Genomic DNA, 22,915 nt, shown 5'->3' on the forward strand with positions numbered 1-22,915 from the left:
TTTGTCTGAAATCGCACAATGTGGATCATCTAGAATTGATGCTGAGTATAAATTGAAGAATGAATTTGGAATTCATGCCATGAATCATCAAAATGTGACTTTATTTTCATGAAATAGTCGAATTTTATCATAATTTATTCTTCGGCTACTATTGATAATTTCCTGACACGGCATGCTCCTCGAAAGTTCCCGGCCGTGATGACGAGAGATCGATCCTCACCTGCGGAACCGAACGACTTGTCCGGCCCGCGACAATGCCTGGCTCGATCGAGGGCCTTGCGGACCGAGCTGCATGCAATTCGTACCTCGCAACCGGCCCGGCGCTGCTCTATCCTGACCCGCAATGGCGCCGCCGATCTTCTTCAGGATGGTTCCGGCATGCGCGGTCCTGGGGGCCCTGCCCGGCGCGGCCTTCCCCGCTTGCGAGGCGCGGACGCAGGCGAGCAGCGGCGAGCAGCGCATCGCCTTCGATATTCCCGCCCAGCCGCTCGATGCGGCGCTTGCCAGCTATTTCCGCGCCACCGGGGTCCAGCTGCTCTATGACAGCGCGCTCACGGCTGGTCGCCGGTCGGGCGCGGTGCGGGGCAATTTCACGCCGCGCGAGGCCTTGCGCCAACTCCTGCGCGGAACGGGGCTCATCGTCCGCTACAGCCGGGCGAACGCCGCGATCCTGACCAGCCCCGAGGCCAGGGAGGCCGCCTCGCTGGTGCCGCTGGGGCGCGTCGTCGTGCGCGAGCAGGTCGCGCCGCCGCCGCGTCTCACCATGATCCAGCGCCTGGCCTTTTACGGGCAGCTCGCGCGCGAGCTCCAGGCCTATCTGCGCAGCGACCAGCGTACCAACCGCCTCGCCTTCAGCATCCGTGCCTCGATCGAGATCGCGCCGGGCGGCACCCTGGAGCGCATCCAGGTCGAACAAGGGGGGGATCCGCGCGTCGATCGCCTGATCGTCGAGATCCTTACCGGGAAGACCGTCTCCCCCCCACCCCCCGACATCACCCAGCCCCTGCTTGTCGTGCTCAAGGGGAAGCACGGCACCCGCGATTGACGAGCCTGTGGTTTTCCCGAGCGGACGGCTGCGCCAGCCGCACTAGGATCGGGCCGCGTCATTCCCGGCGCGCGGAAGGAGCCGAGCGCGCGGCATGGATGCGCTTGCCGAGAGAGCCGTCGATGACGGCGGAATCATTGCCATGGGCCGACGGGCGATCGCGACCGAGGCGGAAGCCTTGTGGTCGCTCTCGCACGGGCTCGACGCCAGTTTCGCCCATGCGGTGACTCTCCTGATGGCGACTTCGGGCCGCGCAGTGCTTTGCGGGCTCGGCAAGTCGGGCCAGATAGCGCGCAAGGTCGCCGCCACCCTGGCGTCGACCGGATCACCGGCGATCTTCCTCCACGCCGGCGATGCGGTGCATGGCGAGCTGGGGACCCTGGGCACCGGCGACACGCTCGTCATCTTCTCCAACCAGGGCGACACGCGCGAGTTCGGGGTGATCATGCGCCGGGCGGAAGCGCTCGCGGTGCCGATCATCGCGATCACGTCCAACCTGGATTCTCCCGTGGCCGCCAGCGCGCGGATAACCTTGCCGCTCCCGCCGCGGCCCGAGATCTGCCCCTTCGGCAAGTCTCCGACCACTTCCACGGCGATGATGCTGGCGCTTGGCGACGCGCTCGCGGTGACGATGATGCAATTGCGTGGAATCCGCAGCTCCGACCTGCTCGCCCTGCATCCCGGCGGCCGGCTGGGGCTCGACTTGGTATCCGTCGAAAGCTTCATGCATCAGGGCGAGGTGCTGCCGCTCACCATGCCGGACGCGCCGATGGGCGAGGTACTGGATCTGATCAGCGCCCGGAATTTCGGCATTGCCGGCGTCGTCGACCGGCACCAACGGCTCGTCGGCGTGATCACGGACGGCGATATCCGCCGTTGCGGCACCGACCTCGGATCCCGCACAGCCGAGCAAGTGATGACTCAGCGGCCAAGGACGCTCGGCAGCGATGCCATGGCGCGCGATGCGCTGACCATCATGTCCGAAGCGCGGATCACCGCGGTGTTCGTTCTCAACGACATGCTCGGCGGGCGCGTTCGCGGCCTCGTCCATATCCATGATCTGCTTCGGCTCGGCATCGGGTGATGCTCAAGCTCGTCGGGGGAACAGGTGTGACGGCGCCGCCCATGCGCGCGGCGATCGTCATTCCGGCACGCTTTGCTTCGTCCCGCTTCCCGGGCAAGCCGCTCGTTTCGCTGCGCGGCGCGGGCGGCGCGGCGAAGAGCCTCATCCAGCGCAGTTGGGAGGCCGCTTGCGCCGTGGGCGGCGTCTCCGAAGTCTGGATCGCCACGGACGATGATCATATCGCCGCTTCGGCGCGAAGCTTCGGAGCGCAGGTCGTGCGGACACCGGCCAGCTGCCGCAATGGCACGGAACGCTGCTGGGCGGCACTCTGCGAGGCGGGGATCGACGCGGAAATCATCGTGAACCTGCAGGGAGATTCCCCGCTCACGCCGCCGCTCGCGGTCGAACTGCTGATCGAGACCCTGCGCGTGGAGCCCCAAGTCCGGGTTGCGACACCGATGATCCACTGTTCGCCGCTGCAGCTGGATCGGCTGACCGAGGAATCCCGGCGCGGCCGGGCGGGCGGCACGACGGTGGTCTTCGACGCCGCCGCCGACGCGCTCTATTTCTCGAAGCGCGTCATACCCCATGTGCCCGAGCGCTGCCGGGATGCCCCGGTCTATTTCCATCTCGGCGCCTATGCCTATCGGCGAGGCGCGCTGGCGGAATATGCCCAGATGTCTCCCTCGCCGCTCGAAATCGTCGAGGGACTGGAGCAGCTTCGCTTCCTCCATTGCGGCATCGGCGTGCGGATGGTGGAGATTCCTGATCCGGCCGGCGGAATCTGGGAAGTCAACAATCCTGGCGACATCGCCCTCGTCGAAGCCGCGCTCGTCGAGCGCCACCTCGCCTGATCGAACGGACGACCATGCAGCTTTTCGGCCACGAGATCGGCAACGACCGGCGCCTGTTCCTCATCGCCGGCCCCTGCGTGCTCGAGTCCGAGCAACTTGCCCTCGACATTGCGAGCACGCTCGCGACGCTGGCCCGGCGGCTGGGCATCCTCGTCATCTTCAAGGCATCATTCGACAAGGCCAATCGTACCTCCCGGGCCTCGTTTCGCGGCCCCGGGCTGGACCAGGGGCTGGAAATCCTCGCCAAGGTGCGTGCGGAAACCGGCCTTCCCGTTCTGACGGACGTCCATGAAGTCTGGCAGGTCGCGCCAGTCGCGCAAGTAGCGGACGTGCTGCAGATTCCGGCCTTTCTGGCCCGCCAGACCGACCTGATCACGGCAGCCGGCCGGTCTGGTCGTCCGGTCAATATCAAGAAGGGGCAGTTCATGGCCCCGAGCGACATGGCGCATGTGCGGGACAAGGCCGCACGCGCAGCCGCCGAGGCCGGCCTCGGCGAGGACCGCTTCCTTCTCTGCGAGCGCGGCACCTGCTTTGGCTACAACAATCTGGTCAACGACATGCGCGGGCTCGCCATCATGGCGGACACCGGCGCACCCGTGGTGTTCGACGCAACGCATTCGGTCCAGTTACCGAGCGGGCAAGGCGATCGCTCGGGCGGCGAACGAGGTTTCGTCCCCCTGCTCAGTCGCGCCGCGGTGGCCTGCGGCATCGCGGGCCTGTTCCTCGAGACGCACCCGGATCCGGACAGCGCCTTATCCGACGGACCAAATGCCTGGCCGCTGGCACAGATGGAGCCGCTGATCGAACAGCTTCTCGCACTCGACGCGCTGATCAAGCGCGCGCCGGATCGCGACCCGTCCTACCGTTAGATCGCGACTGCGGCGCCCGCGCCGAATGCAAGCACGACAGCACGAAGCTTGGTCGGCGCGCCCAGCTTTTCCAGGGCGTTGCGCAAGTGGAACTCGACCGTCCGGCCCGAGATCCCGAGCGTCTGACCGCTTTCGTCCACGGTCTGGCCCAATGCCGCCAGACGAAGGCACTCCAATTCGCGGTTGGACAATCGCGGGGCACGGCCGACCCAGTCTGCGATCGGCACCAGCGTCTTGGCCAGCGCATGGAATTGGCCGGCAAGGAAAGTCATTTCCGCCGCGCACTGATCGATCAGGTGCTGGATCGAAGATTCATCGAACCCGAAGAAGCTCAGATAGGCAGGACAACCCGCACTGTCCTGCACCGGTACCACCAGGCCGGCATCGACGCCCCGGGCGCGCTCGCCATCGAGCCAGGCGCGATGGCGGGGGCTGGCCGCGACGCCGCCCCGCGTCGACCAGGAGAAGGGCGCATAGGCGCCGCGGATCCGCCCGATCGCCGGATCGCTCGCGATCCAATGCTCATCCTCGCGATCCGCCTGGCTCGACGTCGACAGATAGCGAATGGCGCAGCCCGGTTCGCTTTCCTCCAGGCCCCAGCAAGGCCGGCCGAGCTGGATGTAGCGCGCGCCGTAGAAGCCAAGGTTGCGCGCATATTTCAGCAGCCAGTTGCGTAGATCGAGCGCGGACCCACAATGGCCGAGCGGCGCGAGCCCGGGCTCCACCTTCGCGAGCCCGCCCGACCCGGCAGGACCGACATCCGCACCGGCATCCATGCAGTCCTGCCGGCGCTCTGCATGCGCAGCTCCACTAGAAAGCATCGGGCGCGTTCCTCTGGTGATCCTCAATAGAAGGGACACCCGGGCCCAGGCCTTTTGGCAGAAGTTTTTTGTTGCAGTTCAATGACTCACGGGACGACGCGCGCCTCAGCTGAGAACGACGATGTTCCCCGGATAGCGCGCGACATTCACGCCCAGCGCCAGTTCGGCCTGGCTGAAGAAATCGTCCAGCCGATCGACATAATAGGTGCCGCTCAGCGGACGCGCACCCAGCGCGCTGTTGGTGAGGAAGACCCGCCCGCTCCGATAGCGATTGATCTCCGCCACCACCTGGCGCAGCGGCATGCCGCGGAAGATCAGCGTGCCGGATTGCCAGGCGGTGAGCACCGCCGGATCCGTCCCGCGCACCACCGCGCCGATACCCGATGCCGCGTAGCGGACTTCGTCGGCCGGGCCGAGCACGCGCCTTTCCCGTGCCCAGGTCACTTCGACCTTCCCCGCCAGGCAGGTGACGCAGACCTTGTCGCCATCGCGGCGGGCGTTGAACCGACCGCCGCTGACGACACTGGTTCCCGCGCCCGCGATCAGCGCCGCACGCCCATTGCCGGCGCTCGAAAGCACGGCTTCGCCGGAAACCAGCTCGATCGCGGGCATGCCCAGGCCGGTGCGCACATCGATCGCAGTACGGGTATTGAGATCGACGCTCGCGCCGCCCGCCAGCCGCACGACCCGCCGCTCGCCGGGGCCGGTGCGATAATCGGCCATGGCCTCCGCTGCGCTCGGTATCAGATCGAACGCGCGGCCGAACAGAATCCCTCCGCCCGCCACCGATGCGGCGATCGCACCGCCGAGCATGTGGCGCCGGGTCAGCCGACGTGCCGCGCGATGTTCGAAGTCCAGTATTTCGGCGCCCTGCCCCGCGTCGCGGATATCGGCCTGGAGAACCTCCTCTTCCGCCGCAGCGGCCGTGCCGCCCTCCACCACTCGGACGAGCATGCGCAGGCGCAGGGCGGCGCGAAAGGCTTCCTCATGCGCTCGACTCTGACTGCGCCAGGCGATCAGGGCAGCGGCGTCACGATCGGTCGCATCGCCCGACTGGAGGCGATTGAGATGATCCAGACCTTCCAGACGCAAGCGCGCGAGATCAAGATCCTTCCAGCCGCTCCCGTGCGTCATTCCCAATGGCCGTCCAATAGCTCCGCCAGGGACGCGTTCTGCCTGATCATCGCGCATCCCTATTGTGGAGACACTTGGGACAGGCGTTTTTGCAAGTCCGCAACAAATATTTCTTCTGTCACTGCGTGCAGGTGACGCGTCGCCAGAAGGAGTTCATGGCGGACGGTCCGCTCCGACACGTTGAAATCCGAGGCAATTCTCCGATAGTCCGCGTTCTCGACCCAGAAGCGCCGGAACATGGCACGTCGCCGCGACGGCAGCGCCTGCAACGCGCGTTCCACCGCCTCGAGCTCCGAGCGCGCCTCGGCGATCCGCAGCGGATCCGGGCTGTCATCGGCGATATCGAGCAACTCCTCGATATCCGCCGCGGACAGATGCCGTGCCTCCGATCGCGTCCGGTTGGACGCGATATTGACGGCCATGGTGATCAGATAGGCGCGCGGGTTGCGCAACTCGCCCTGGATCTCGGTGCGCTGGAGCCGGACATACGTGTCCTGCAGCGCTTCATTGGCCGCCTCCGCCGAACCCAATCGCGCAGTGAGCCGCTTCTTGAGGTCCGGGTAGGTGGAGACAAGCAAGGCGATGAGAACATCGCGCGCCGATTGGCTCGTGGCAGCGCTCCGATCGGGCCGGTGTTGCGCACGCGCCTCGAAATGAGTCACTTCCGTCCGGCCTGCTGGATCGCGTCATGCCGAATGACCGAGAGATCGATCTCGATCACGAAGTTCAGTCGCGGCGGTAGCCCGATGGGAATGGGTGGCAGCGGCTGGGCTCGCTCAAGGGCCGCGAGCGCCGCATCGTCGAGCAATTCCGAGCCGGAACTCTCTTGAATCCAGCTGTCGAGGACCTTGCCCTCGCGATCGACCTTGAAGGCCAGCCGCGTAATGCCCGACAGATTGAGACGGCGCGCCTCTGCCGGATAACGGCTGCCGTTCGCCACTGCTTCGTAAAGGCGCCGCTGATAGTCGCTGAGCTGGGACGGGTTCATCGCCGCTTGCTCGCCCTGCGCTTCGCTGGGCACCTTCGCCGGCACCGCATCCGCGACGGGCGCCGCCGCCGGCCGCGCGGGATCGCCCGGGCTCACGAGCTCGGCCAGGCGACGCTTGCCCTTGGCGAGAGGCGCGGCGGCGGCCGCCACATGATCGGCCTTCGCCGCCCGGCTCCGCGTCCCTTCGGCACGGAACGGCTCGAACTCCAGGACCAGCGGGGCATGCGCGTCCCTGATCCCCAGCCTTTCCCGGTGGCTGTCGGAGAGTCCGTACAGGATCCCGCCCAGTATGACGGCCTGACCGACACACGAGCAGAATAGACCCGGGAAATTGATCCGATTTGGACCAGGCATGAACACTCGCATTGAGTCGGAGCACCGTGCGCTTTTTAGACCACTTTTCTGGGACGCTAGTGTGACATGGATGATCCCGCGCTTTGCTCACCTAGGGGAAACACGGGGTCTTCTGGCGCGCCGCACAAACGCGTGAGGGCGGGGCCCACGGAACTACCGCGACCGCTTCGTCATCGATCGCCCCTGCACCCACATTCACTGCCAGTGCGGCCGGCCCGCGACGGTGCGGGCATCACATGGCCACCCCAAATCACAACATCATACAAAATCATCACAACAATAAACAATTTCATATCATCAATAGACAAAAGCTGACCACAATAGACAATTCACAAAACAAAGAACCGCAATGGCATTGTCATACTCGATGATTAGCCAGATGCGTCACTTTGTTTGTGATTCGTGTAACCATATCATCCCTACGCGCCACACGTAGACTTGCTAAAGGAATAATATCCCATGGATCATCTCAGCATCAGCGATGCGAGCGTCATCGAGGGTGATTCCGGCACCCGCAACCTCGTCTTCACCGTCACTCGCACCGGCGATGCGAGCACCGCCGCCAGCGTCGAATATGGCGTCGAACTCGACGGCAGCGCTTCCGCGAACGATCTCGCTCCCGGCGCGGCCCTGGCCGGCGTCGTCGATTTCGCCGCCGGCGAAACCACCAAGACGATCACCATCCCAGTCAAGGGCGACACCCAGGTCGAAGCCAACGAGACGCTCTCGGTCCATCTCTACCCGCTGAGCGCCAACGTGATCGTCGATCGCGACACCGCCACCGGCACCATCGTCAACGACGATGTTCTCCCCAGCCATGTCAGCATCGGCGACACCAGCGTCGTCGAAGGCAATAGCGGCACGAGCAACCTCGTCTTCACCGTCACTCGCACCGGCGGCATCGACGCCGCCGCCAGCGTCGAATATGGCGTCGAGCTCGACGGCAGCGCTTCCGCGAACGATCTCGCTCCCGGCGCGGCCCTGGCCGGCGTCGTCGATTTCGCCGCCGGCGAAACCACCAAGACGATCACCATCCCAGTCAAGGGCGATACCCAGGTCGAGGCCAACGAGACGCTCTCGGTCCATCTCTATCCGCTGAGCGCCAACGTGATCGTCGATCGCGACACCGCCACCGGCACCATCGTCAACGACGATGTTCTCCCCAGCCATGTCAGCATCGGCGACACCAGCGTCGTCGAAGGCAATAGCGGCACGAGCAACCTCGTCTTCACCGTCACTCGCACCGGCGGCATCGACGCCGCCGCCAGCGTCGAATATGGCGTCGAACTCGACGGCAGCGCTTCCGCGAACGATCTCGCTCCCGGTGCGGCCCTGGCCGGCGTCGTCGATTTCGCCGCCGGCGAAACCACCAAGACGATCACCATCCCAGTCAAGGGCGACACCCAGGTCGAGGCCAACGAGACGCTCTCGGTCCATCTCTACCCGCTCAGCGCCAACGTGATCGTCGATCGCGACACCGCCACCGGCACCATCGTCAACGACGACTATCCCAATCAGGCTCCCGTGGCGCACGCCGATACCGCGGCAGTCAACGAGGATGCGACGACGCCGAACCTGTGGGCCACATTGCTCGCCAACGACACGGATCCCGAGGGCCAGCCGCTTTCGATCAGTGCCGTCAATACCACGGGCACCCTGGGCCATGTGGTGTTCGACCCCGCGCACCAGACCCTGCAATATGTCGCCGACGCCGATGCGTTCGACGCGCTCGCGCCCGGCGCAACCGCGACCGACAGCTTCACCTATACGGTAACCGATGCCGGCGGGCTCACCAGCACGGCGACGGTGACCGTCACGGTGACCGGGATCGCGGATGGCGTGGTGCGCGTCGGCACCATCCACAACGACACGCTCTACGGCACGTCGGGCGAAGACGCGCTGTATGGCGGCCTTGGCAATGACACGCTCTACGGCCTGGACGGACACGACGTGCTCGACGGCGGCCTCGGCAATGACACGCTGTACGGCGGCGACGGCAACGACACGCTGTATGGCGGCGCAGGGAAGGACCAGCTGTACGGCGGCGCGGGCAACGACGCGCTCTATGGTGGCCTGGGCAACGACCAGCTGTGGGGCGGCACCGGCGCAGACAGCTTCCACTTCAGCTGGTTCGGCGGCCGGGATACGATCTACGACTTCGACACGAGCCAGGATCGGATTGTCCTCGACGACGGCGTCACCGTGACCGGAACCAAGGTCACGGACGTCAACCATGACGGCATCAACGACCTCGTCCTCAAGCTCAGCCTCGGCGGATCAGCGGTCCTGCTCGGCGTCAGCGATCCCAGCAAGGTCCAGATCGTCACCGGGGATTCCTGCTTCGACTCTCTGTCCGCTCTGGCTGGCAAGCTCGATGCCGATGGCACGCTCGCGAGCGGGTTCTCGCACGCGGCGCCGATCGACCTCGCCCACGGCTTCTGACGTGCGGCATCCCGGTCGGGCCCAGGCTCGACCGGGATGCCACATATGTGCCCATATGCGCGAACCGGGGTGAATGGACGAAACCAGCGCAGTTGCCGGCCATCGCTCCGTCAATGTTCGCGGAACGAGGACCAGAAGCTGCCGATGAGAGGCTCGAGAGCATAGTCGAGCGCCGTCCGCTTGCGCAGCGGGATCAGCACTTCGACCGGCATTCCGGCCCGCAGCGCGAAATCGCTGCCCCGCACCGCCCGGATCAGGCCCAGCTGGTCCCGCGGAACCGTGACTTCTCCGGTGAAGAAGCTCTGACCGGTCCTCTCATCCGTAAAACTGTCCGCCGACAAGCGGCTGAGCCGGCCCTCGAGGCTCGGCAGGCGGCGCTCGTGGAGCCCGGTGAAGCGCACCAGCGTCCGCTGCCCCACCGCCAGGTCATCGGCATCGTCGGGAGCGATCCTTGCCTGGATACGAAGCGCGACATGTTCGGGCACGATGTCCATGAGCTTCTGGCCCGGTGAAATCACGCCGCCCGGGGTGAAGATGGACAGGCCGACCACCGCCCCGGTAGCAGGTGCCCGTATGGCGGTTCGCTCGAGCTGATCGCGCGCGGCGATCCATTTGGGCAACGCCTCGCCGAGCCGGCTTTCGACATCGCGCAGGTCGGCGGCGGTCCGCTCGCGGAAGCTGCGCTCGGTCTCGAGCATCTGCATGCGGCTCTCCCCAACCGCGCCATGAGTCTGCGCGACGCTGGCACGATATTGCCCGCCCCGCCCCCGCAGCTCGGCGCGCGCGCGCTCGAGGTCACGCATTCTGGTTTGCGATACGAACCCCTTGTCGGCCACGGGGCGCAGCACCCTGATCTGCTCCTCGACCAGCCGCAGTTGCTCCTCCGTCGAATCCGCCTGGCGACCATAGCCGCGGCCCTGCTCGCTCGACTGGACGACACGCTGACCGAGTGTATCGCGCTGCGCCGCCAGCACGGCGTTGCGAGCGGCCAGCTCGATCCGCTGGAGCCGCATCGCTACCGCCGCCTCCGCCCGGTCTTCGGGCGCGAGACCGCTGAATTCACGAGGCGGCGCGAACGCCGGCTTGCCGAGCTCCTCCGCCTGCAGCCGGGCGCGCTGGGCGAGCAGGCGAATGGACTGGGATGCCAATGCCCGCTCCTGCGCCTGCACTTCGGCGGCGGCCAGCTGCATCAGCAATTGCCCCCGTTCGACGCGCTGGCCCTCACGAACGAAGATCCGGCCGACGACGCCGCCATCGCGATGCTGGACCGATTGGCGCTGCCCCGAGACGACGAGCGTGCCGGGTGCATAGGCGGCGGCATCCAGTCGTATGAATGCCGCCCAACCCAGGAACAGGACGAAGAAGAGCATGGCCACGATCGCGCCGAGCCGGATGTCTCGCGTCGGATCGGCTCGCGACGGGGCTGGAAGCGGCGCCACGTCGCGGCGCGGAGGGAGCAGAATGGTCGTCGTCATCCCGCCTGCACTCCCGCGGCACGAGCGACGCGCAAGGCGGGTGGCGCGATCTTCGGCAACACCTCGTCACGCGGCCCGAACATCTCCACTCTCCCTTCGCGCAGCACCAGGATGCGATCGACCACCGGCAGGATGCCGAGCTTGTGCGAGACGATCAGGATCGTCCGCCCTTCCGCCTTGAGTGCGCCAAGCGCAGCGATCAGCGCGGAATCGCCTTCAGCGTCGAGATGCGCGTTGGGCTCGTCAAGAATCAGGATCGGCGGATCGCGGTACACGGCGCGTGCCAGCGCGATCCGCTGTGCCTGGCCCGCGGACAAGCCCTCGCCACGCAGCTTCAACACATGCTCATAGCCCTTGGGAAGCCGGCGAATCAGCGCATCGGCGCCGACCGTCTCGGCTGCGGCGATCACCGCCGCGTCGATCGCTGCGCGATCCTCCTCGAGTTCCGCGGAGAAGCGCGCGACATTCTCCGCCACCGTGCCGGCGAACAGCGCGAAATCCTGGGGGAGATAGCCGATATACCGGGCCAGCACCTCCGGCTCCCAGTCAATCGCATCGGCGCCGTCGAAGCGAACGGTGCCATGGTCGGGCAGCAATGCGCCGGCGATCGCGCGGACCAGAGTGGATTTCCCCGCCCCGCTCGGCCCCACGATCGCGATCACTTCGCCCGGCGCGATGCGCAGCGAGACCGAATTGAGGATCGCGCCGTCGCGCGCATCGTTGAGCACGGTCACATTCTCGAGCGCCACGGCGCCGCGCGGCGGAGGCAGCCGGGTCGGCTCCGCCGCATCCTCCGCACCGTCCAGCAATAGGGTGAGGTTGCGATAGGCCTGGTGTGCCTGGACGATCGGACGCCAGGTACCGATCAGCTGCTCGATCGGCGCGAGCGCGCGCGCGATAAGGAAGGAAGCGGCGAAGATCGCCCCGCCCGAGATGAGATTGTCGACCGCGAGCAATGCGCCCAGCCCGAGTGCCAGCGACTGGAGCGCCAGGCGGACGAACTTGGTCGCGGTGAGGTAGCCGCCGGTCGCGAAGCCCGCATCGGTCTGCGCGTCGAGCATCGCCTCGCGCTGGCGCAACTGCCGGGCGACCATCGCCCGGCGCATCCCGAGCGCGCGGATGCTGTCGCTCGACCCCAGCGCCGCTTCCTGATGCGCATAGGAAAGCGCGGCGATCCTCTGCGCCTGGTCCAGCCGCTTCCGGGTCGAACGCTCATTCGCCCAGGCGATCAGCGGCAACAGCGCGCAGCCGAGGATCGCGACCAGGCCGAGCCAGGGGTGCACCAGGAAGCAGACCAGAATGTAGATCGGCACCCAGGGCGCATCGAACAGCGCCAGCACACCCGCCCCGCTGAGCGTGGCGCGCATCGTGTCGAATTCGCGCAGCGCCTGGCGGGCGACCGGCAGGTCCGGGCGCCCCAGCGTGGCATCGAGGATCTGCGGCGCGAGTGCGGCATCGAGCCGAACACCGGCGCGAACCAGCAGCCGCCCGCGGATTCCGTCAAGCAGCGCCAGCGTGGCCAGCGCGAAGATCAAGACCAGCGTGAGGAAGGCCAGCGTCTGGAGACCCCGTGTCGGGATCACCCGGTCATAGACCTGAAGCATGTACAAGGTCGGCGCGATGTAGAGCAGGTTGAGGAGCGCGCTGAACACCGCTGCGGCGAACAGATGGCGACGACACAGGGCCAAGGCGGCCGCGATGCCCGGCGAAGCTAGACGCAACTTGTCCATGGCTCGATCCGGAAAGAACCCCCGTGCGTGGGGGATGCCCGCATCGCTTCGCCCCGGCCCGACACCGCTACCGGATCAACATGACGCTTTCCCGGAGAAAAACCCCCGGATCGGCTCCGCATGCGCGATTGTAGCCACAATCGACAAAACCCGGAACGGTTCGGCCTGGTCTCCGGCGACCGGCCCCGGCGAACCCGGAACCATCGGCCCGGCGGATCGCTTGCCGCACCATGGATGCAACCGGTCTCCGCGACGTGAAGACTCCTTCGGGGCGAGACGCATGAAGCGCCTGATCGCCTTCGATCTCGACGGCACGCTCGCCCCGAGCAAGCAGATGCTCACCAGCGCAATGGCCGCGATGTTGGCCCGGCTGCTCGAAGTCGCCGATGCGGCCGTGATCTCCGGCGGCGACTGGCCGCAGTTCCAGCGCCAGGTCGCGGCGCGGCTGCAGGCCGGCACCCGGCGGGAGGGCCTGTGGCTGATGCCAACGACCGGCACCAAGCTCTATCGCCACGCCGGCGCATGGCGGGAAATCTATGCCGAGCGCTTCGACGATGCGGAGAAGCAGGCGATCCGCGCCGCGTTCGACCGGGCACTGGCCAAGGTCGCTCTTCCCGCCGAGAAAATCTGGGGCGAACGGATCGAGGATCGCGGAAGCCAGTTCACCTTTTCCGGGCTCGGCCAACAGGCGCCGCTGGAGGCCAAGGCGCAATGGGACCCCGACCGGAGCAAGCGCGAGGCCCTGCAGGCCGAGTTGCGGCGCCTGCTGCCCCATCTCTCGATCCGGCTCGGCGGCACCACCTCCATCGACGTGACTCGCCCCGGCATCGACAAGGCGCATGCGCTGGAACGGCTCGCCGGCGAAAGCGGCATCCCCATCGCCGACATGCTGTTCGTCGGTGATGCCCTGTATCCCGGCGGCAATGACGAGCCCGCGCGCGCGACCGGCATCGATGCCATCCAGGTTCGCGACCCCACCGAGACCGGCACCGTCATCGCCACCGTCACCGCCTGCCTGCGCGACCAGGCGCGGCCGCCCGCACTTTCCACCCGCCAGCTTTCCGCCGAACCTGGGCACCGGCCAGGAATTTGAACCAAAGTCGTTGAATTAAAAGCTATTTGCCTTGGCGGAAATCCACCTGGAATTATGGTTAACGAATCCGTGCCGAATCGTCGATTCGGGGCGGGAAATCGGAAAATCCGGGGGGATTTCGTGGAAGCCGACCGCGCGCTCAATTTGCTCGACGACATGTTGTGGAACTGCCTGATCGTCGCCGGGCCGGTGTTGCTCGCCACGCTGGTCGTCGGCGTGCTGATCAGCATCTTGCAGGTAGCGACGCAGATGCAGGAAATGACGCTGAGCTACGTGCCCAAGCTGCTCGTGGCGGCGATGCTGCTCATCCTGCTGGGCCCCTGGATGATCGCGCGGATCACCGATTTCGCGCGCGGCCTGTACCTGGTGATCCCTACGCTCGCGAGCTGATCATGGGCGACCTGACCGACCAGGCGGTGGCCGTCCTGCTGCTTAGCCTGCGCATCGCGCCGACGCTGAGCTTCGCACAGCCCTTCACGCTCTTGCGCATTCCGGCGATGATAAGGCTGATCCTGGCGATCGCCCTTTCCGCCTGGCTGGTTTCCGGCAATCCCGACGCGACCTGGCGCGCGCCCTTCCGGGACGCCGGCCTGCCGGTGGTCGTGCTGGGCGAGCTCTTCCTGGGCGTGTCGCTCGCGCTTGCGCTCCAGCTCGCCTTCGCGGCGCTGCTCACTGCCGGGCGGGCGATCGACATCCAGGCCGGATTCGGGCTGGCGGTGCTGGTCGATCCCACCACACGCGCGCAGATGCCGCTGGCCGGCACATTCTTCGCCTATGCCGGGGCCGCGATATTCTTCGCGATCGGCGCACCCGAGGACCTGCTGGCGATCTGGGCGGCCTCGGTGGAGAAAGTGCCGCTCGGCGCCGCGCGCCTGGGCGGCGATCCGGCGCCGTTGATCGAATATATGGGCACGGTGTTCCTGATGGCGATCGGACTCGCAGGGATCGTGCTGCTGGTGCTGTTCCTGCTCGACCTGATCGTCGCCTTCCTCTCGCGCACCCTGCCGCAGATGAACGTGCTGCTCCTCGGCTTCCAGGTGAAGGCGCTGGCGACCATCGCGGCGCTGCCGCTCGCTCTCTCCTTCTCGGGCGCGCTGTTCGCCCGGCTGATGCGCACTGCGCTCGAAACCATGCCGCGGCTGATCTGACATGGCCGAGCAGGAGCAGAACCGCAGCGAGGCGCCGACGCCCTTCAAGCTGAAGAAGGCGCGCGAGAAGGGCATGGTCGCGCGCAGCGCCGAGCTGGGCTTCCTCGGCGGGCTGGTCGCGCTGGCCGGCTTCGGGGCGGTGGCGGGGCCGGCGATGGTCGGCGAGATCGCCGAGCTGATGCGCAAGGCCTTCTCCGCCGGCATCGACCGGGCGGGCGATCCCGAACAGGCCCAGGCGATGATCGGCACCATCGCCTGGGCGGCGATCCAGCCGCTCGCCCTGCTCGGCGGCACGATCATGGCGGTGGTGATCTTCCTCGAGATCCTCCAGCTGCGCGGGCTGATCTTCACGACGCAGCCGCTCAAGCCCGACTTCAACCGGCTCAACCCCGCCACCGGCCTCAAACGGCTCTTCTCGATGCGGATGCTCAAGGAGACGCTGAAGACAGTACTCAAGTCCGCGGTCTATGCGATCGCCGCCTGGTTCGTCGTCCAGGATGCCATCGCCCGCTTCGCGATCGCCGCGAGCGACGGCGAGCGGCTGGCCGAGGCGCTTGCCGGCGCGGGGCTGCGACTGGTCTTCGTGTTCATCGCGATCGCCATCGGCTTCGTCATCCTCGACCAGGTGCTGGTCCGCGGCGAGTTCCTCAAGCAGATGCGGATGAGCCGCCGCGAAGTGACGCGCGAGGCCAAGGACCGCGAGGGCGATCCGCGCATCAAGCGGAAGCGCAAGCAGCTCCATGCGGAATTCGCCAAGCAGAGCGAAGGCCTGGGCACACTGCCGGGATCGGATCTGGTGGTGGTCAATCCCGAGCATTTCGCCGTGGCGCTGCGCTACGATGCCGAGCGGATGATCGCGCCCGAAGTCTCGGCGAAGGGCCGCAACCGCTTCGCGCTGGCGATCAAGGACGAGGCGTTCCGCCTGGGCATCCCCATCCTCGAGCGGCCGCCGCTGGCGCGCACTCTCTTCCGCGCCTGCCAGGCGGGCGGTGCGATCCCCCCTTCCACCTATGAGGCAGTGGCCGAGCTCTACATCGCGCTCCGCCGGGCCTCGCACCATCCGGAAACCGCATGATGCTCGACAAGCTGTTCCGCAACCAGAAGGACCTGGCGCTGGTCGGCGCGACGATCGCGATCCTCGTGATCCTGTTCGTGCCGATCCCGCCGGCCTTTCTCGACCTGGCGATCATCGTCAATTTCGGCCTGGGGCTGACGATCATGCTGCTGACCTTCTATGTCGGCAAGCCGGTGGAGTTCTCGACCTTCCCCTCGCTGCTGCTCGTCGCGACGCTCTACCGCCTGTCGCTGAACGTCGCCGCCACGCGCCTCATCCTGACCGGCGGCAATGCCGGCGACGTGATCGGATCGATCGGCGCCTTTGCGGTGCAGGGCAATTTCGTGATCGGCCTGGTCGTCTTCGCGATCCTCGTCGTCGTCCAATATGTCGTGGTGACCAGCGGCGCCCAGCGCGTCTCCGAAGTCGCGGCGCGCTTCACGCTGGACTCGATGCCGGGCCAGCAGATGAGCATCGACGCCGATCTCAACATGGGCCTGATCGACCAGAAGGAAGCGGTGCGCCGGCGCGAGGAACTTGAGAAGGAAGCCAGCTTCTACGGCGCGATGGACGGCGCCTCGAAATTCGTGAAGGGCGACGCGATCGCCGGCATCATCATCCTGCTGATCAACATCATCGCCGGCTGGATCGTCGGCGTCAGCCAGATGGGCATGGAGTGGCCTGAGGCGCTGCAGCACTTCACGCTGCTGACCATCGGCGACGGCATCGCCACCCAGCTGCCCGCGCTGATCATCTCGATCGCCACCGGCATCATCGTCACGCGCTCGGCGGCGGACCGCCAGCTTTCCACCGAAGTGTTCCGCCAGCTGGCGTCCGAGCCGCGCATCCCGCTGATCGTCGCGGCGGTGCTGCTGGCGCTTATGCTGATGCCGGGCATGCCGAAATGGCCGATCCTGCTGATCGGCGCGGCCGCCGGCTTCGCATGGTGGCGCCTCCGCCGCCGCACCGCCGCGCTGGCCGATGCCGAGGAGGACGCGACCGACCCGACGACGGCATCGGGCACCGCGCCGCTGCCCGCGGTCGAGATCCGCTTCGGGAGCGAGCTCGGCCAGGCCTGGGACAAGGAAGGCGCCCTGATCCTCGAGCGCCTCGCCGGGCTGCGCCGGGCGCAGGAACAGGAGCTCGGCATCGGCTTCCCCGCGGTCAAGCTCGTCGACGGCCAGGGGCTCGGCAGCTTCGAATATGAAGTGCGGCTGTTCGGCGCCCGCTATGGCGCCGCCGAGATCCGGCCCGAGCGGGTGCTGGCGATCGCCAATCAGGGCGCCAGATCCAGGCTGGCCGGCGAGGAAACGGTGGACCCCGCCTTTGGCATGCCCGCCTTCTGGATCGCGGAGAGCGAGACGCGCGCAGCGCGCGACGCGGGCTACACGATCATCGATCCGATCACGCTGATGGTCACGCATTTCGGCGAGATCATCCGCAGCGAGACTTCGACCCTGCTCACTCGCGCCACCGTCGCCGGGCTGCTGGGCGAAGTGCGCGAGCGCCAGCCCGGGCTGGTCGAGGACCTGATCCCCAACACGCTGACGCTTTCCGACGTGCAGCGCGTACTGCAGAACCTCCTGGGCGAGGGCGTGTCGATCGCCAATCTCGACCTGATCGTCGAACATCTCGTCGACCTGGCCCGCACCCAGAAGGACCCGATCGAGCTGACCGAACAGATCCGGCAGCGGATGAGCTATGCCATCTGCCACCAGCTGCGCGGCAGCCATGGCGACCTGGCCGTGCTCAGCCTCGATCCGCGCGTGGAGAACCAGATCGTCGCCAGCATCGGCGCCAATGCCGGCCACAGCTCGCTCGCGGTCGAGCCGCGCCTGGCCGAGCAGATCATCCGCCGCCTCGCCCCAATGAGCGAGGAGATGTTCCGCCAGGGCCGCGCGCCGGTGCTGCTCTGCGGCGGCGAGATCCGCCGCCATCTGAAGAACCTCACGCGCCGCAGCATCCCCAAGCTCTCGATCCTGTCGGTGAGCGAGATCCCGATGCGGGTAAGTCTGAAATCGTTCGACGTGGTCCGGCTGGAGGGATGAGCGCGGGCCGGCATTTCCCACATCGCCAGCGCGCAGTCGCCGAAAGTCGCGAAGTTCACGCGAATACGCGATTCTCACGGCGCTCAATTCCGCCTCGGTTTGCGGATTGTCGTCCATCTCGCAGCATCCTTGCGCGAGCGTGATCCCATCTTTCCAACAGAGGCAAAGAGCGGCCGGACCGGAGGTCCGGCTGCGCGAGCCAAGCAGCTGAAATCCTACATTGCAAGCCGCCGCCGCCCGAATGGCGGCATGGTTTGGGAGAGGGGCGCCATCGGCAAGCCGAGGATCGCAGTTTCCGCAGATGACCCGCCACCCCGGCCTTGTTCGGCACTTATCCCCTTCAGGCAAGGACGGTCCAATAGCCGTCATCCCCGCGAAGGCGGGGATCCAGGGTAATGCGGGATATCGGCACCACCGCGCGAACGCTGTCCGGAGAGGGCAGGACCGCCACACTCGTTCCGCGCCTGGCCCTGGATCCCCGCCTGCGCGGGGATGACGACGGGAAATCAGATGCTTGTTTGAGTTCTCAACCTAGGGGCTCCGCCCCTATCGCGCGCCCAGCTTCATCAGCGAATGCGCCAGGGTCTTGCCGTCGCTGCCGATCGGCGTGTGGAGCGCGGTCTCGAAGATCCTGGCGGCGCGCTCGCGATTCCCCTCGCCCGCCGCGAGCAGCATCGACGCCAGCGCCGCCGAGAAGCTCTCCCGATCGAGGCGCATCGCAATCGCGGTGCGACGGCGCGCTTCCTCGACATGGCCGTCGAGCAGCTCGATCACCCCGATCGAACCCTGCGCCTCGCCGAAACTGTCGTCGAGCGCCAGCGCCTTCTCGAAGCGGGCGCGACCGGCGGCGCGATCCCCGGCCAGGACATGCGCCCAGCCCGCCGCGATCCAGGAGCCGAGATGCGTGCCGAACATCTCGGCGCCCTTGTCGAGATCGCGCGCGGCCTCCGCCTGGTCGCCGCCCAGCATGCGGGTAAGCCCGAGCCCGATCCAGGCCCGGGGCGCGCCGGGCGCACGGGCAAGCGCCGCCTCGAACAGCTCCGCCGCGGCAGCCGGATCGTCCTCGCTCAGCGCGAGCGTGCCGAGCGTGGTGAGTGCGTCGGGATGGTCGCCCGCCACGCGCGCGGTACGCGCCGCGAGATCGGTGTCCTCGATATCGATCGCCAGCGTCGAGACGATGGCGTTCAGCCCGCGATGCTCGGGATGGAGCGCGATCAGCGCACGCGCCCGCTCCACCGCGCGATCGAACTGGCCGAGCTCGTGCAGCAGCTGCACTTCCAGCTGCGCCGCCTGGGGCAAGGCGGCGCTGGTCGCCATGTCGAGCGCCGCCAGCGCCTCGTCGAAGCGCTTGGCCATGGCGAGCGACCAGGCGAGGTTGAAGCGCACTGGCGGCGCATCCGCCCCGCCGGCGAGCAACGCGGCATAGATATCGGCGGCGTGCGGCCAGTCGAGCCGGCGCATCGCGACGAGCCCGGCCAGATGCTGCGCCTGGGGCGGCAGCGGCTGGAGCCGGGCATGGCGATCAAGCAGCGCCTCGGCGGCATCGAGGCGCTCTTCGGCGAATGCGGCTTCCGCGGCATCGGCGATCAGCGCGACATTGTCCGGATCCTCGACGAGCAACGCCGCGAGGCGATCATGGCGGCTCTGCGCGGCGGCGGTCTGGTTCATGCTCGTGATTCCCTCAACTGGGCCAGGGCCCTGTCCATCAATTGGCGCCCCTCGGGCGTCTCGCCGATCATCCGGCTCACCTGATCGACAATGGCGATCAGCGCCGGATCATTCCCCACGGCTTCGCCGAACTGCTCGGCAAGCAGGCCGCGGACCATCGCCCGGCGCAATTCCTCTTCGTCCAGCGTATCGAGCGCGGCAAGCGCACGGACCCGATCGAGCGGGCGCGCGGACGATGCCTCTGCACGCGCCGTCCGCCCCTGCCGCGCCGTGCCGCGATTGCGGCTCGTCCGTTGCAGCTGCTCCTGCAGGAGCAGCAACACCTGATCGACATTGCCGATGCGAGTCATGCCGCGCGCGCGCTCAGTGCGTGGTTCCCCGCCCGAGCTGGTCGAGCAGGAAGGAAGTCGCCGAAGCCTCTTCGTCGGCCGGTTTCGCGGGGGCGGCGCCGTCCCCGGCCAGGCGGCTGCATTCGTCGATGATCAGCCGCATGTCGTGGTTCAGCGGCGGATTCTCCTCGTTCGCCGCAATCCCCTCGGTCAGCTCGCGGATCGCCTCGCCGAAATGATCTTGGATCAGGTGCCGCAGCCCGCGGACGAAATGCACCAGATAATGGTCGGACGGCAGCGCATCGAGCGGTTCCCAGGTGGCGAGCGCGCGCGGCGCCTCGCCCGAGGTCAGCTCGAAAAAGCCGAGCTGGAAGCGCGCCAGCGCAAAGTCCGGCGCCAAGGCGACGGCGCGGCTCAGCGATGCGTGCGCTTCGATCGGCCGGCCCGACCCGGCGAGCATCGAACCGCGCAGGAAGTGGAGCCGGGCATCCTCCGGATAGGCTTCGATGAGCCGCTCGGCAAAGCCAAGTTCGTCCGGCGTATCCGCATGCATCGCGGCGAGCAGCTGCGCCATCTCCTCGTCACTGCAAAGCGTCATGTCCATCTCCATCAACGATATCCTATCCGGGCCCGCAGCCTGGCCAGCGCGAGCGCGTGGAGCTGCGAGACGCGGCCTTTCGACAAGCCGAGCAATTGCGCGATCTGAGAGAAGCTTACGCCGTTCTCATAGTGCTGGCGAATGATCGCTGCCTCCCGTTCGGGCAAGCGATCGATCTCGCGATCCAGCTGGGCGTTGAGCTGGCGCCAGGCCAGGCTCTCATAGGCATTGGGCCGCCGATCGATCCCGTCCTCCGGCTCGACCAGGCCGGTCCCCTCCAGCATCAGGCCGATCGCAAGCCCGGCGGCGAGGTCGGCGAGCGCGTCGAGCGGATCGGCCGGCCCGGTCTCCGCCGCGATCGAGCGCAGCCGCTCCGTCTCGATCCGGCGGCGATAGCTATATTGCGCGTCGCTCTCGTTCATCCGCGCCGCGCCATCGGCGATGCTGCCGATGATCCGGCGCCGGGCAAAGGCGCCGAACGGGATGCCGCGCAGCGGATCGTACCGATCGATCGCGACGAGCAGCCCTTCATAGGCGAACTGCTCCATGTCGTTGAGCTCGACGCCGTTGCGCGGCCGCGCGCGCAGCTGGCGCCGGGCGATGGCACGGGCAAGCGCCCGATACTGGGTGAATATCTGTTCGCGGCAGCGGAACTCGCGCTCGAAGCGGAAACGCCGCCAGAGCGACGCCTCCACCCGGGGGGGCACCAGCAACAGGCCGAGCCCCGAGGAAGTACCGCCCCGGCGCGGCTTCACCTGAAGCTTCCCAGCACGCCTTGCAGGATCAGCCCCCAGCCATCGATCAGGACGAACATGAGGATCTTGATCGGCAGCGAGATCGTCGAGGGGGGGACCATCATCATGCCGAGCGCGAGCAGGATCGAGGCGACGACCAGGTCGATCAGCAGGAAGGGCAGCAGGATGACGAAGCCAATGGTGAAGGAGACCCGCAGCTCATTGAGGATGAAGGCAGGCGTGAGCTTGAGCAGGTCCACCTGCTCGGGCCGGTCCGGCACCGGGGCCTTGGCGATCGCGTAGATCGCCTCGATGTCGCTGTCGCGCGTCTGGGCGAGCATGAAATTGCGCAACGGCCCGCTGCCCTTGTCGATCGCCTGCTCGACAGTGACGCTGCCGGCCATCAGCGGCTTGAGCGCCTGGCCGTTCACGGCAGTCAGGGTCGGCCCCATGGTGAAGGCCGTGAGGAACAGCGCGAGGCTGATCAGCACCGGGTTGGGCGGCGTCTCGGGCATGCCGAACGCGTGGCGAACCATCGCCAGCACCACGACGATCCGAACGAAGCTGGTCATGCTGATGAAGATCGCCGGGGCGACCGCCATCAGCGTGAGCAGCAGCATGGTGCGCACCAGATCGGTGCTCATGCCCGCCCCATCGGCAGCGAAGGCAGTGGCCGGGGCAAGCAGCGCGGCGGCCAGCAGATAGGCTTTGGCAATGCGGACATGGCGCATCAGCCGGCCTCCCCCGCCGCGCCCGCCACCCTGGACGGCACCGGCGCCGGACACTCGCTCTCGCGCAGCAGGAGCTGCTGCTGCGGCGCGCAAAGGACGAGATATTCCCGCCCGTCGCAGCGCAGCAGGCAGATATCGGCATATTGGCTGACGCGGCGCGTCTCGAGCACTTCCACGCGCCGCTGCGCCGGCAGGGCCGCAACCAGCCCGCGCAACCGCGGGAGATCGATCCGCCCGCCGCTCCGTTTGAGCGCCAGGGCAATCAGCGCGGCGAGCATCAGGCACAGGATCAACGCCATCACGATCCGCGTGAGCGAGAGGTTCAGGCTCCCGCCGCCGCCCAGCCGCCCCGGTTGCGCGAGCGCCACCGGCGCCTGGGCCAGATGTACGAACAGGCATGCGAGAATTGCGGTCAGTCGGGCCATTGCGCGATCTCGGTGAGGCGCACGCCGAACTTCTCGCCCACCGCGACCAGTTCGCCGCGCGCAACCGCCACGCCGTTGAGCCGCAGCTCGACCGGCGTGTTGAGCTGCGCGTCGAGCGTCACCACCGCGCCGGCGGCAAGGCCTGTCAGATCGGCGACCGTCATCGGGGCGGCGCCCAGGAAGGCCTCCAGCTGGACGCCGACATTCTCGATCAGCTTGCTGCTGACACGCGCCGTTGCCGGCCGATCCGGCCTGGTTTCGATGGGCTTGGTCTCGGGGGGCAGGATGTCACTCGGTTCGGTCACGGGGCTA

The 22,915-nt window shown here is 67.2% G+C and carries 23 protein-coding genes; 10 read left to right on the forward strand and 13 right to left on the reverse strand.

The genetic code is table 11. The features are described 5' to 3' along the window. The first annotated feature begins 343 nt into the window (after window positions 1–343). The 4 genes from FFS08_RS18385 to kdsA all read left to right on the forward strand — a co-directional run bounded on the left by FFS08_RS18385 (window position 344) and on the right by kdsA (window position 3,831). Window positions 344–1,045 (forward strand): STN domain-containing protein, encoded by a 702-nt coding sequence (locus tag FFS08_RS18385; protein WP_137861298.1) that lies wholly within the window; start codon window positions 344–346, stop codon window positions 1,043–1,045. A 94-nt stretch (window positions 1,046–1,139) separates the two neighbouring features. Beyond that, window positions 1,140–2,129: a KpsF/GutQ family sugar-phosphate isomerase gene (locus FFS08_RS18390; protein ID WP_249340965.1), complete on the forward strand. Its 990-nt coding sequence runs from the start codon at window positions 1,140–1,142 to the stop codon at window positions 2,127–2,129. Then, a complete protein-coding gene (locus FFS08_RS18395; protein WP_137861299.1) occupies window positions 2,129–2,962 on the forward strand; it encodes a 3-deoxy-manno-octulosonate cytidylyltransferase in 834 nt (277 codons plus the stop codon). Before FFS08_RS18390 ends, FFS08_RS18395 begins: the two co-directional genes overlap by 1 nt. A gap of 14 nt (window positions 2,963–2,976) precedes the next feature. After that, window positions 2,977–3,831 (forward strand): 3-deoxy-8-phosphooctulonate synthase, encoded by an 855-nt coding sequence (gene kdsA, locus FFS08_RS18400; RefSeq protein WP_137861300.1) that lies wholly within the window; start codon window positions 2,977–2,979, stop codon window positions 3,829–3,831. On the opposite strand, the gene FFS08_RS18405 is transcribed toward kdsA, so the two are convergent. From FFS08_RS18405 to FFS08_RS18420, 4 genes are all read right to left on the reverse strand, one after another. Continuing rightward, on the reverse strand, window positions 3,828–4,607 hold the full coding sequence (locus tag FFS08_RS18405) for a helix-turn-helix transcriptional regulator (protein ID WP_137861363.1): 780 nt from the start codon (window positions 4,605–4,607) through the stop codon (window positions 3,828–3,830). The two genes, kdsA and FFS08_RS18405, sit on opposite strands and share 4 nt — an antisense overlap. A gap of 150 nt (window positions 4,608–4,757) precedes the next feature. Next, the gene (locus FFS08_RS18410; RefSeq protein WP_137861301.1) at window positions 4,758–5,786 is read right to left on the reverse strand and encodes a FecR family protein; all 1,029 of its coding nucleotides are present in this window, start codon (window positions 5,784–5,786) and stop codon (window positions 4,758–4,760) included. 59 nt (window positions 5,787–5,845) lie between these two features. Then, window positions 5,846–6,448 (reverse strand): RNA polymerase sigma factor, encoded by a 603-nt coding sequence (locus FFS08_RS18415; protein ID WP_137861302.1) that lies wholly within the window; start codon window positions 6,446–6,448, stop codon window positions 5,846–5,848. Next, window positions 6,445–6,924, reverse strand: coding sequence for an energy transducer TonB (locus FFS08_RS18420; protein ID WP_249340966.1), 480 nt, complete (start codon window positions 6,922–6,924; stop codon window positions 6,445–6,447). Before FFS08_RS18420 ends, FFS08_RS18415 begins: the two co-directional genes overlap by 4 nt. Window positions 6,925–7,587: 663 nt before the next feature. Here FFS08_RS18420 and FFS08_RS18425 point away from each other — a divergent pair. After that, entirely contained in the window at window positions 7,588–9,570 is a 1,983-nt protein-coding gene (locus FFS08_RS18425) for a Calx-beta domain-containing protein (protein ID WP_137861303.1), read from the forward strand. A 110-nt stretch (window positions 9,571–9,680) separates the two neighbouring features. Here FFS08_RS18425 and FFS08_RS18430 read toward each other — a convergent pair whose 3' ends face one another. Next, window positions 9,681–11,045, reverse strand: coding sequence for an HlyD family type I secretion periplasmic adaptor subunit (locus FFS08_RS18430; protein ID WP_137861304.1), 1,365 nt, complete (start codon window positions 11,043–11,045; stop codon window positions 9,681–9,683). Next, the gene (locus FFS08_RS18435) at window positions 11,042–12,775 is read right to left on the reverse strand and encodes a type I secretion system permease/ATPase (protein WP_137861305.1); all 1,734 of its coding nucleotides are present in this window, start codon (window positions 12,773–12,775) and stop codon (window positions 11,042–11,044) included. The genes FFS08_RS18430 and FFS08_RS18435 overlap by 4 nt, the downstream gene beginning before the upstream one ends. Before the next feature lie 280 nt (window positions 12,776–13,055). On the opposite strand from FFS08_RS18435, the gene FFS08_RS18440 reads away from it, so the two are divergent. From FFS08_RS18440 to FFS08_RS18460, 5 genes are all read left to right on the forward strand, one after another. Beyond that, on the forward strand, window positions 13,056–13,868 hold the full coding sequence (locus FFS08_RS18440; RefSeq protein WP_137861306.1) for an HAD-IIB family hydrolase: 813 nt from the start codon (window positions 13,056–13,058) through the stop codon (window positions 13,866–13,868). Window positions 13,869–13,988: 120 nt separating this feature from the next. Further along, the gene (gene fliQ, locus FFS08_RS18445) at window positions 13,989–14,258 is read left to right on the forward strand and encodes a flagellar biosynthesis protein FliQ (protein ID WP_086130312.1); all 270 of its coding nucleotides are present in this window, start codon (window positions 13,989–13,991) and stop codon (window positions 14,256–14,258) included. A 2-nt stretch (window positions 14,259–14,260) separates the two neighbouring features. Continuing rightward, window positions 14,261–15,016: a flagellar biosynthetic protein FliR gene (locus FFS08_RS18450; RefSeq protein ID WP_137861307.1), complete on the forward strand. Its 756-nt coding sequence runs from the start codon at window positions 14,261–14,263 to the stop codon at window positions 15,014–15,016. A 1-nt stretch (window position 15,017) separates the two neighbouring features. Continuing rightward, window positions 15,018–16,091 carry an EscU/YscU/HrcU family type III secretion system export apparatus switch protein gene (locus FFS08_RS18455; protein WP_137861308.1) on the forward strand — a complete coding sequence of 358 codons (1,074 nt, stop codon included), beginning with the start codon at window positions 15,018–15,020 and terminating at the stop codon, window positions 16,089–16,091. After that, entirely contained in the window at window positions 16,088–18,118 is a 2,031-nt protein-coding gene (locus FFS08_RS18460) for a flagellar biosynthesis protein FlhA (RefSeq protein ID WP_249340967.1), read from the forward strand. The genes FFS08_RS18455 and FFS08_RS18460 overlap by 4 nt, the downstream gene beginning before the upstream one ends. A gap of 546 nt (window positions 18,119–18,664) precedes the next feature. Here the strand turns inward: FFS08_RS18460 and FFS08_RS18465 are convergent. The 7 genes from FFS08_RS18465 to FFS08_RS18495 are packed head-to-tail and all read right to left on the reverse strand — an operon-like array spanning window position 18,665 to window position 22,908. Then, window positions 18,665–19,786 (reverse strand): tetratricopeptide repeat protein, encoded by a 1,122-nt coding sequence (locus FFS08_RS18465; RefSeq protein WP_137861309.1) that lies wholly within the window; start codon window positions 19,784–19,786, stop codon window positions 18,665–18,667. Beyond that, a complete protein-coding gene (locus FFS08_RS18470; RefSeq protein ID WP_137861310.1) occupies window positions 19,783–20,136 on the reverse strand; it encodes a hypothetical protein in 354 nt (117 codons plus the stop codon). The genes FFS08_RS18465 and FFS08_RS18470 overlap by 4 nt, the downstream gene beginning before the upstream one ends. A 13-nt stretch (window positions 20,137–20,149) precedes the next feature. After that, window positions 20,150–20,713 carry a tetratricopeptide repeat protein gene (locus tag FFS08_RS18475; RefSeq protein WP_137861311.1) on the reverse strand — a complete coding sequence of 188 codons (564 nt, stop codon included), beginning with the start codon at window positions 20,711–20,713 and terminating at the stop codon, window positions 20,150–20,152. A gap of 11 nt (window positions 20,714–20,724) precedes the next feature. Further along, a complete protein-coding gene (locus FFS08_RS18480) occupies window positions 20,725–21,468 on the reverse strand; it encodes a sigma-70 family RNA polymerase sigma factor (protein ID WP_171012694.1) in 744 nt (247 codons plus the stop codon). Next, complete coding sequence (fliP, locus tag FFS08_RS18485) at window positions 21,465–22,178, reverse strand: flagellar type III secretion system pore protein FliP (RefSeq protein ID WP_171012696.1); 714 nt, start codon at window positions 22,176–22,178, stop codon at window positions 21,465–21,467. Before fliP ends, FFS08_RS18480 begins: the two co-directional genes overlap by 4 nt. Continuing rightward, the gene (locus FFS08_RS18490) at window positions 22,178–22,603 is read right to left on the reverse strand and encodes a hypothetical protein (protein ID WP_137861313.1); all 426 of its coding nucleotides are present in this window, start codon (window positions 22,601–22,603) and stop codon (window positions 22,178–22,180) included. Before FFS08_RS18490 ends, fliP begins: the two co-directional genes overlap by 1 nt. Further along, a complete protein-coding gene (locus FFS08_RS18495) occupies window positions 22,591–22,908 on the reverse strand; it encodes a FliM/FliN family flagellar motor switch protein (RefSeq protein WP_171012698.1) in 318 nt (105 codons plus the stop codon). Before FFS08_RS18495 ends, FFS08_RS18490 begins: the two co-directional genes overlap by 13 nt. Between the last annotated feature and the right edge of the window lie 7 nt (window positions 22,909–22,915).

This window comes from Sphingomonas sp. 1F27F7B (assembly GCF_005503355.1).
GTDB lineage: Bacteria > Pseudomonadota > Alphaproteobacteria > Sphingomonadales > Sphingomonadaceae > Sphingomonas.

Bases quoted from the DNA above. Each gene is read 5' to 3' on its own strand.
- FFS08_RS18455 (WP_137861308.1), top strand. From the start codon at position 15,018: ATGGCCGAGCAGGAGCAGAACCGCAGCGAGGCGCCGACGCCCTTCAAG.
- FFS08_RS18450 (WP_137861307.1), top strand. From the start codon at position 14,261: ATGGGCGACCTGACCGACCAGGCGGTGGCCGTCCTGCTGCTTAGCCTG.
- FFS08_RS18490 (WP_137861313.1), bottom strand. From the start codon at position 22,603: ATGGCCCGACTGACCGCAATTCTCGCATGCCTGTTCGTACATCTGGCC.
- FFS08_RS18440 (WP_137861306.1), top strand. From the start codon at position 13,056: ATGAAGCGCCTGATCGCCTTCGATCTCGACGGCACGCTCGCCCCGAGC.
- FFS08_RS18410 (WP_137861301.1), bottom strand. From the start codon at position 5,786: ATGACGCACGGGAGCGGCTGGAAGGATCTTGATCTCGCGCGCTTGCGT.
- FFS08_RS18475 (WP_137861311.1), bottom strand. From the start codon at position 20,713: ATGACGCTTTGCAGTGACGAGGAGATGGCGCAGCTGCTCGCCGCGATG.
- FFS08_RS18425 (WP_137861303.1), top strand. From the start codon at position 7,588: ATGGATCATCTCAGCATCAGCGATGCGAGCGTCATCGAGGGTGATTCC.
- FFS08_RS18435 (WP_137861305.1), bottom strand. From the start codon at position 12,775: ATGGACAAGTTGCGTCTAGCTTCGCCGGGCATCGCGGCCGCCTTGGCC.
- FFS08_RS18395 (WP_137861299.1), top strand. From the start codon at position 2,129: ATGCTCAAGCTCGTCGGGGGAACAGGTGTGACGGCGCCGCCCATGCGC.
- FFS08_RS18405 (WP_137861363.1), bottom strand. From the start codon at position 4,607: ATGGATGCCGGTGCGGATGTCGGTCCTGCCGGGTCGGGCGGGCTCGCG.
- FFS08_RS18390 (WP_249340965.1), top strand. From the start codon at position 1,140: ATGGATGCGCTTGCCGAGAGAGCCGTCGATGACGGCGGAATCATTGCC.
- FFS08_RS18460 (WP_249340967.1), top strand. From the start codon at position 16,088: ATGATGCTCGACAAGCTGTTCCGCAACCAGAAGGACCTGGCGCTGGTC.
- fliP (WP_171012696.1), bottom strand. From the start codon at position 22,178: ATGCGCCATGTCCGCATTGCCAAAGCCTATCTGCTGGCCGCCGCGCTG.
- FFS08_RS18465 (WP_137861309.1), bottom strand. From the start codon at position 19,786: ATGAACCAGACCGCCGCCGCGCAGAGCCGCCATGATCGCCTCGCGGCG.
- FFS08_RS18430 (WP_137861304.1), bottom strand. From the start codon at position 11,045: ATGACGACGACCATTCTGCTCCCTCCGCGCCGCGACGTGGCGCCGCTT.
- FFS08_RS18470 (WP_137861310.1), bottom strand. From the start codon at position 20,136: ATGACTCGCATCGGCAATGTCGATCAGGTGTTGCTGCTCCTGCAGGAG.
- kdsA (WP_137861300.1), top strand. From the start codon at position 2,977: ATGCAGCTTTTCGGCCACGAGATCGGCAACGACCGGCGCCTGTTCCTC.
- FFS08_RS18385 (WP_137861298.1), top strand. From the start codon at position 344: ATGGCGCCGCCGATCTTCTTCAGGATGGTTCCGGCATGCGCGGTCCTG.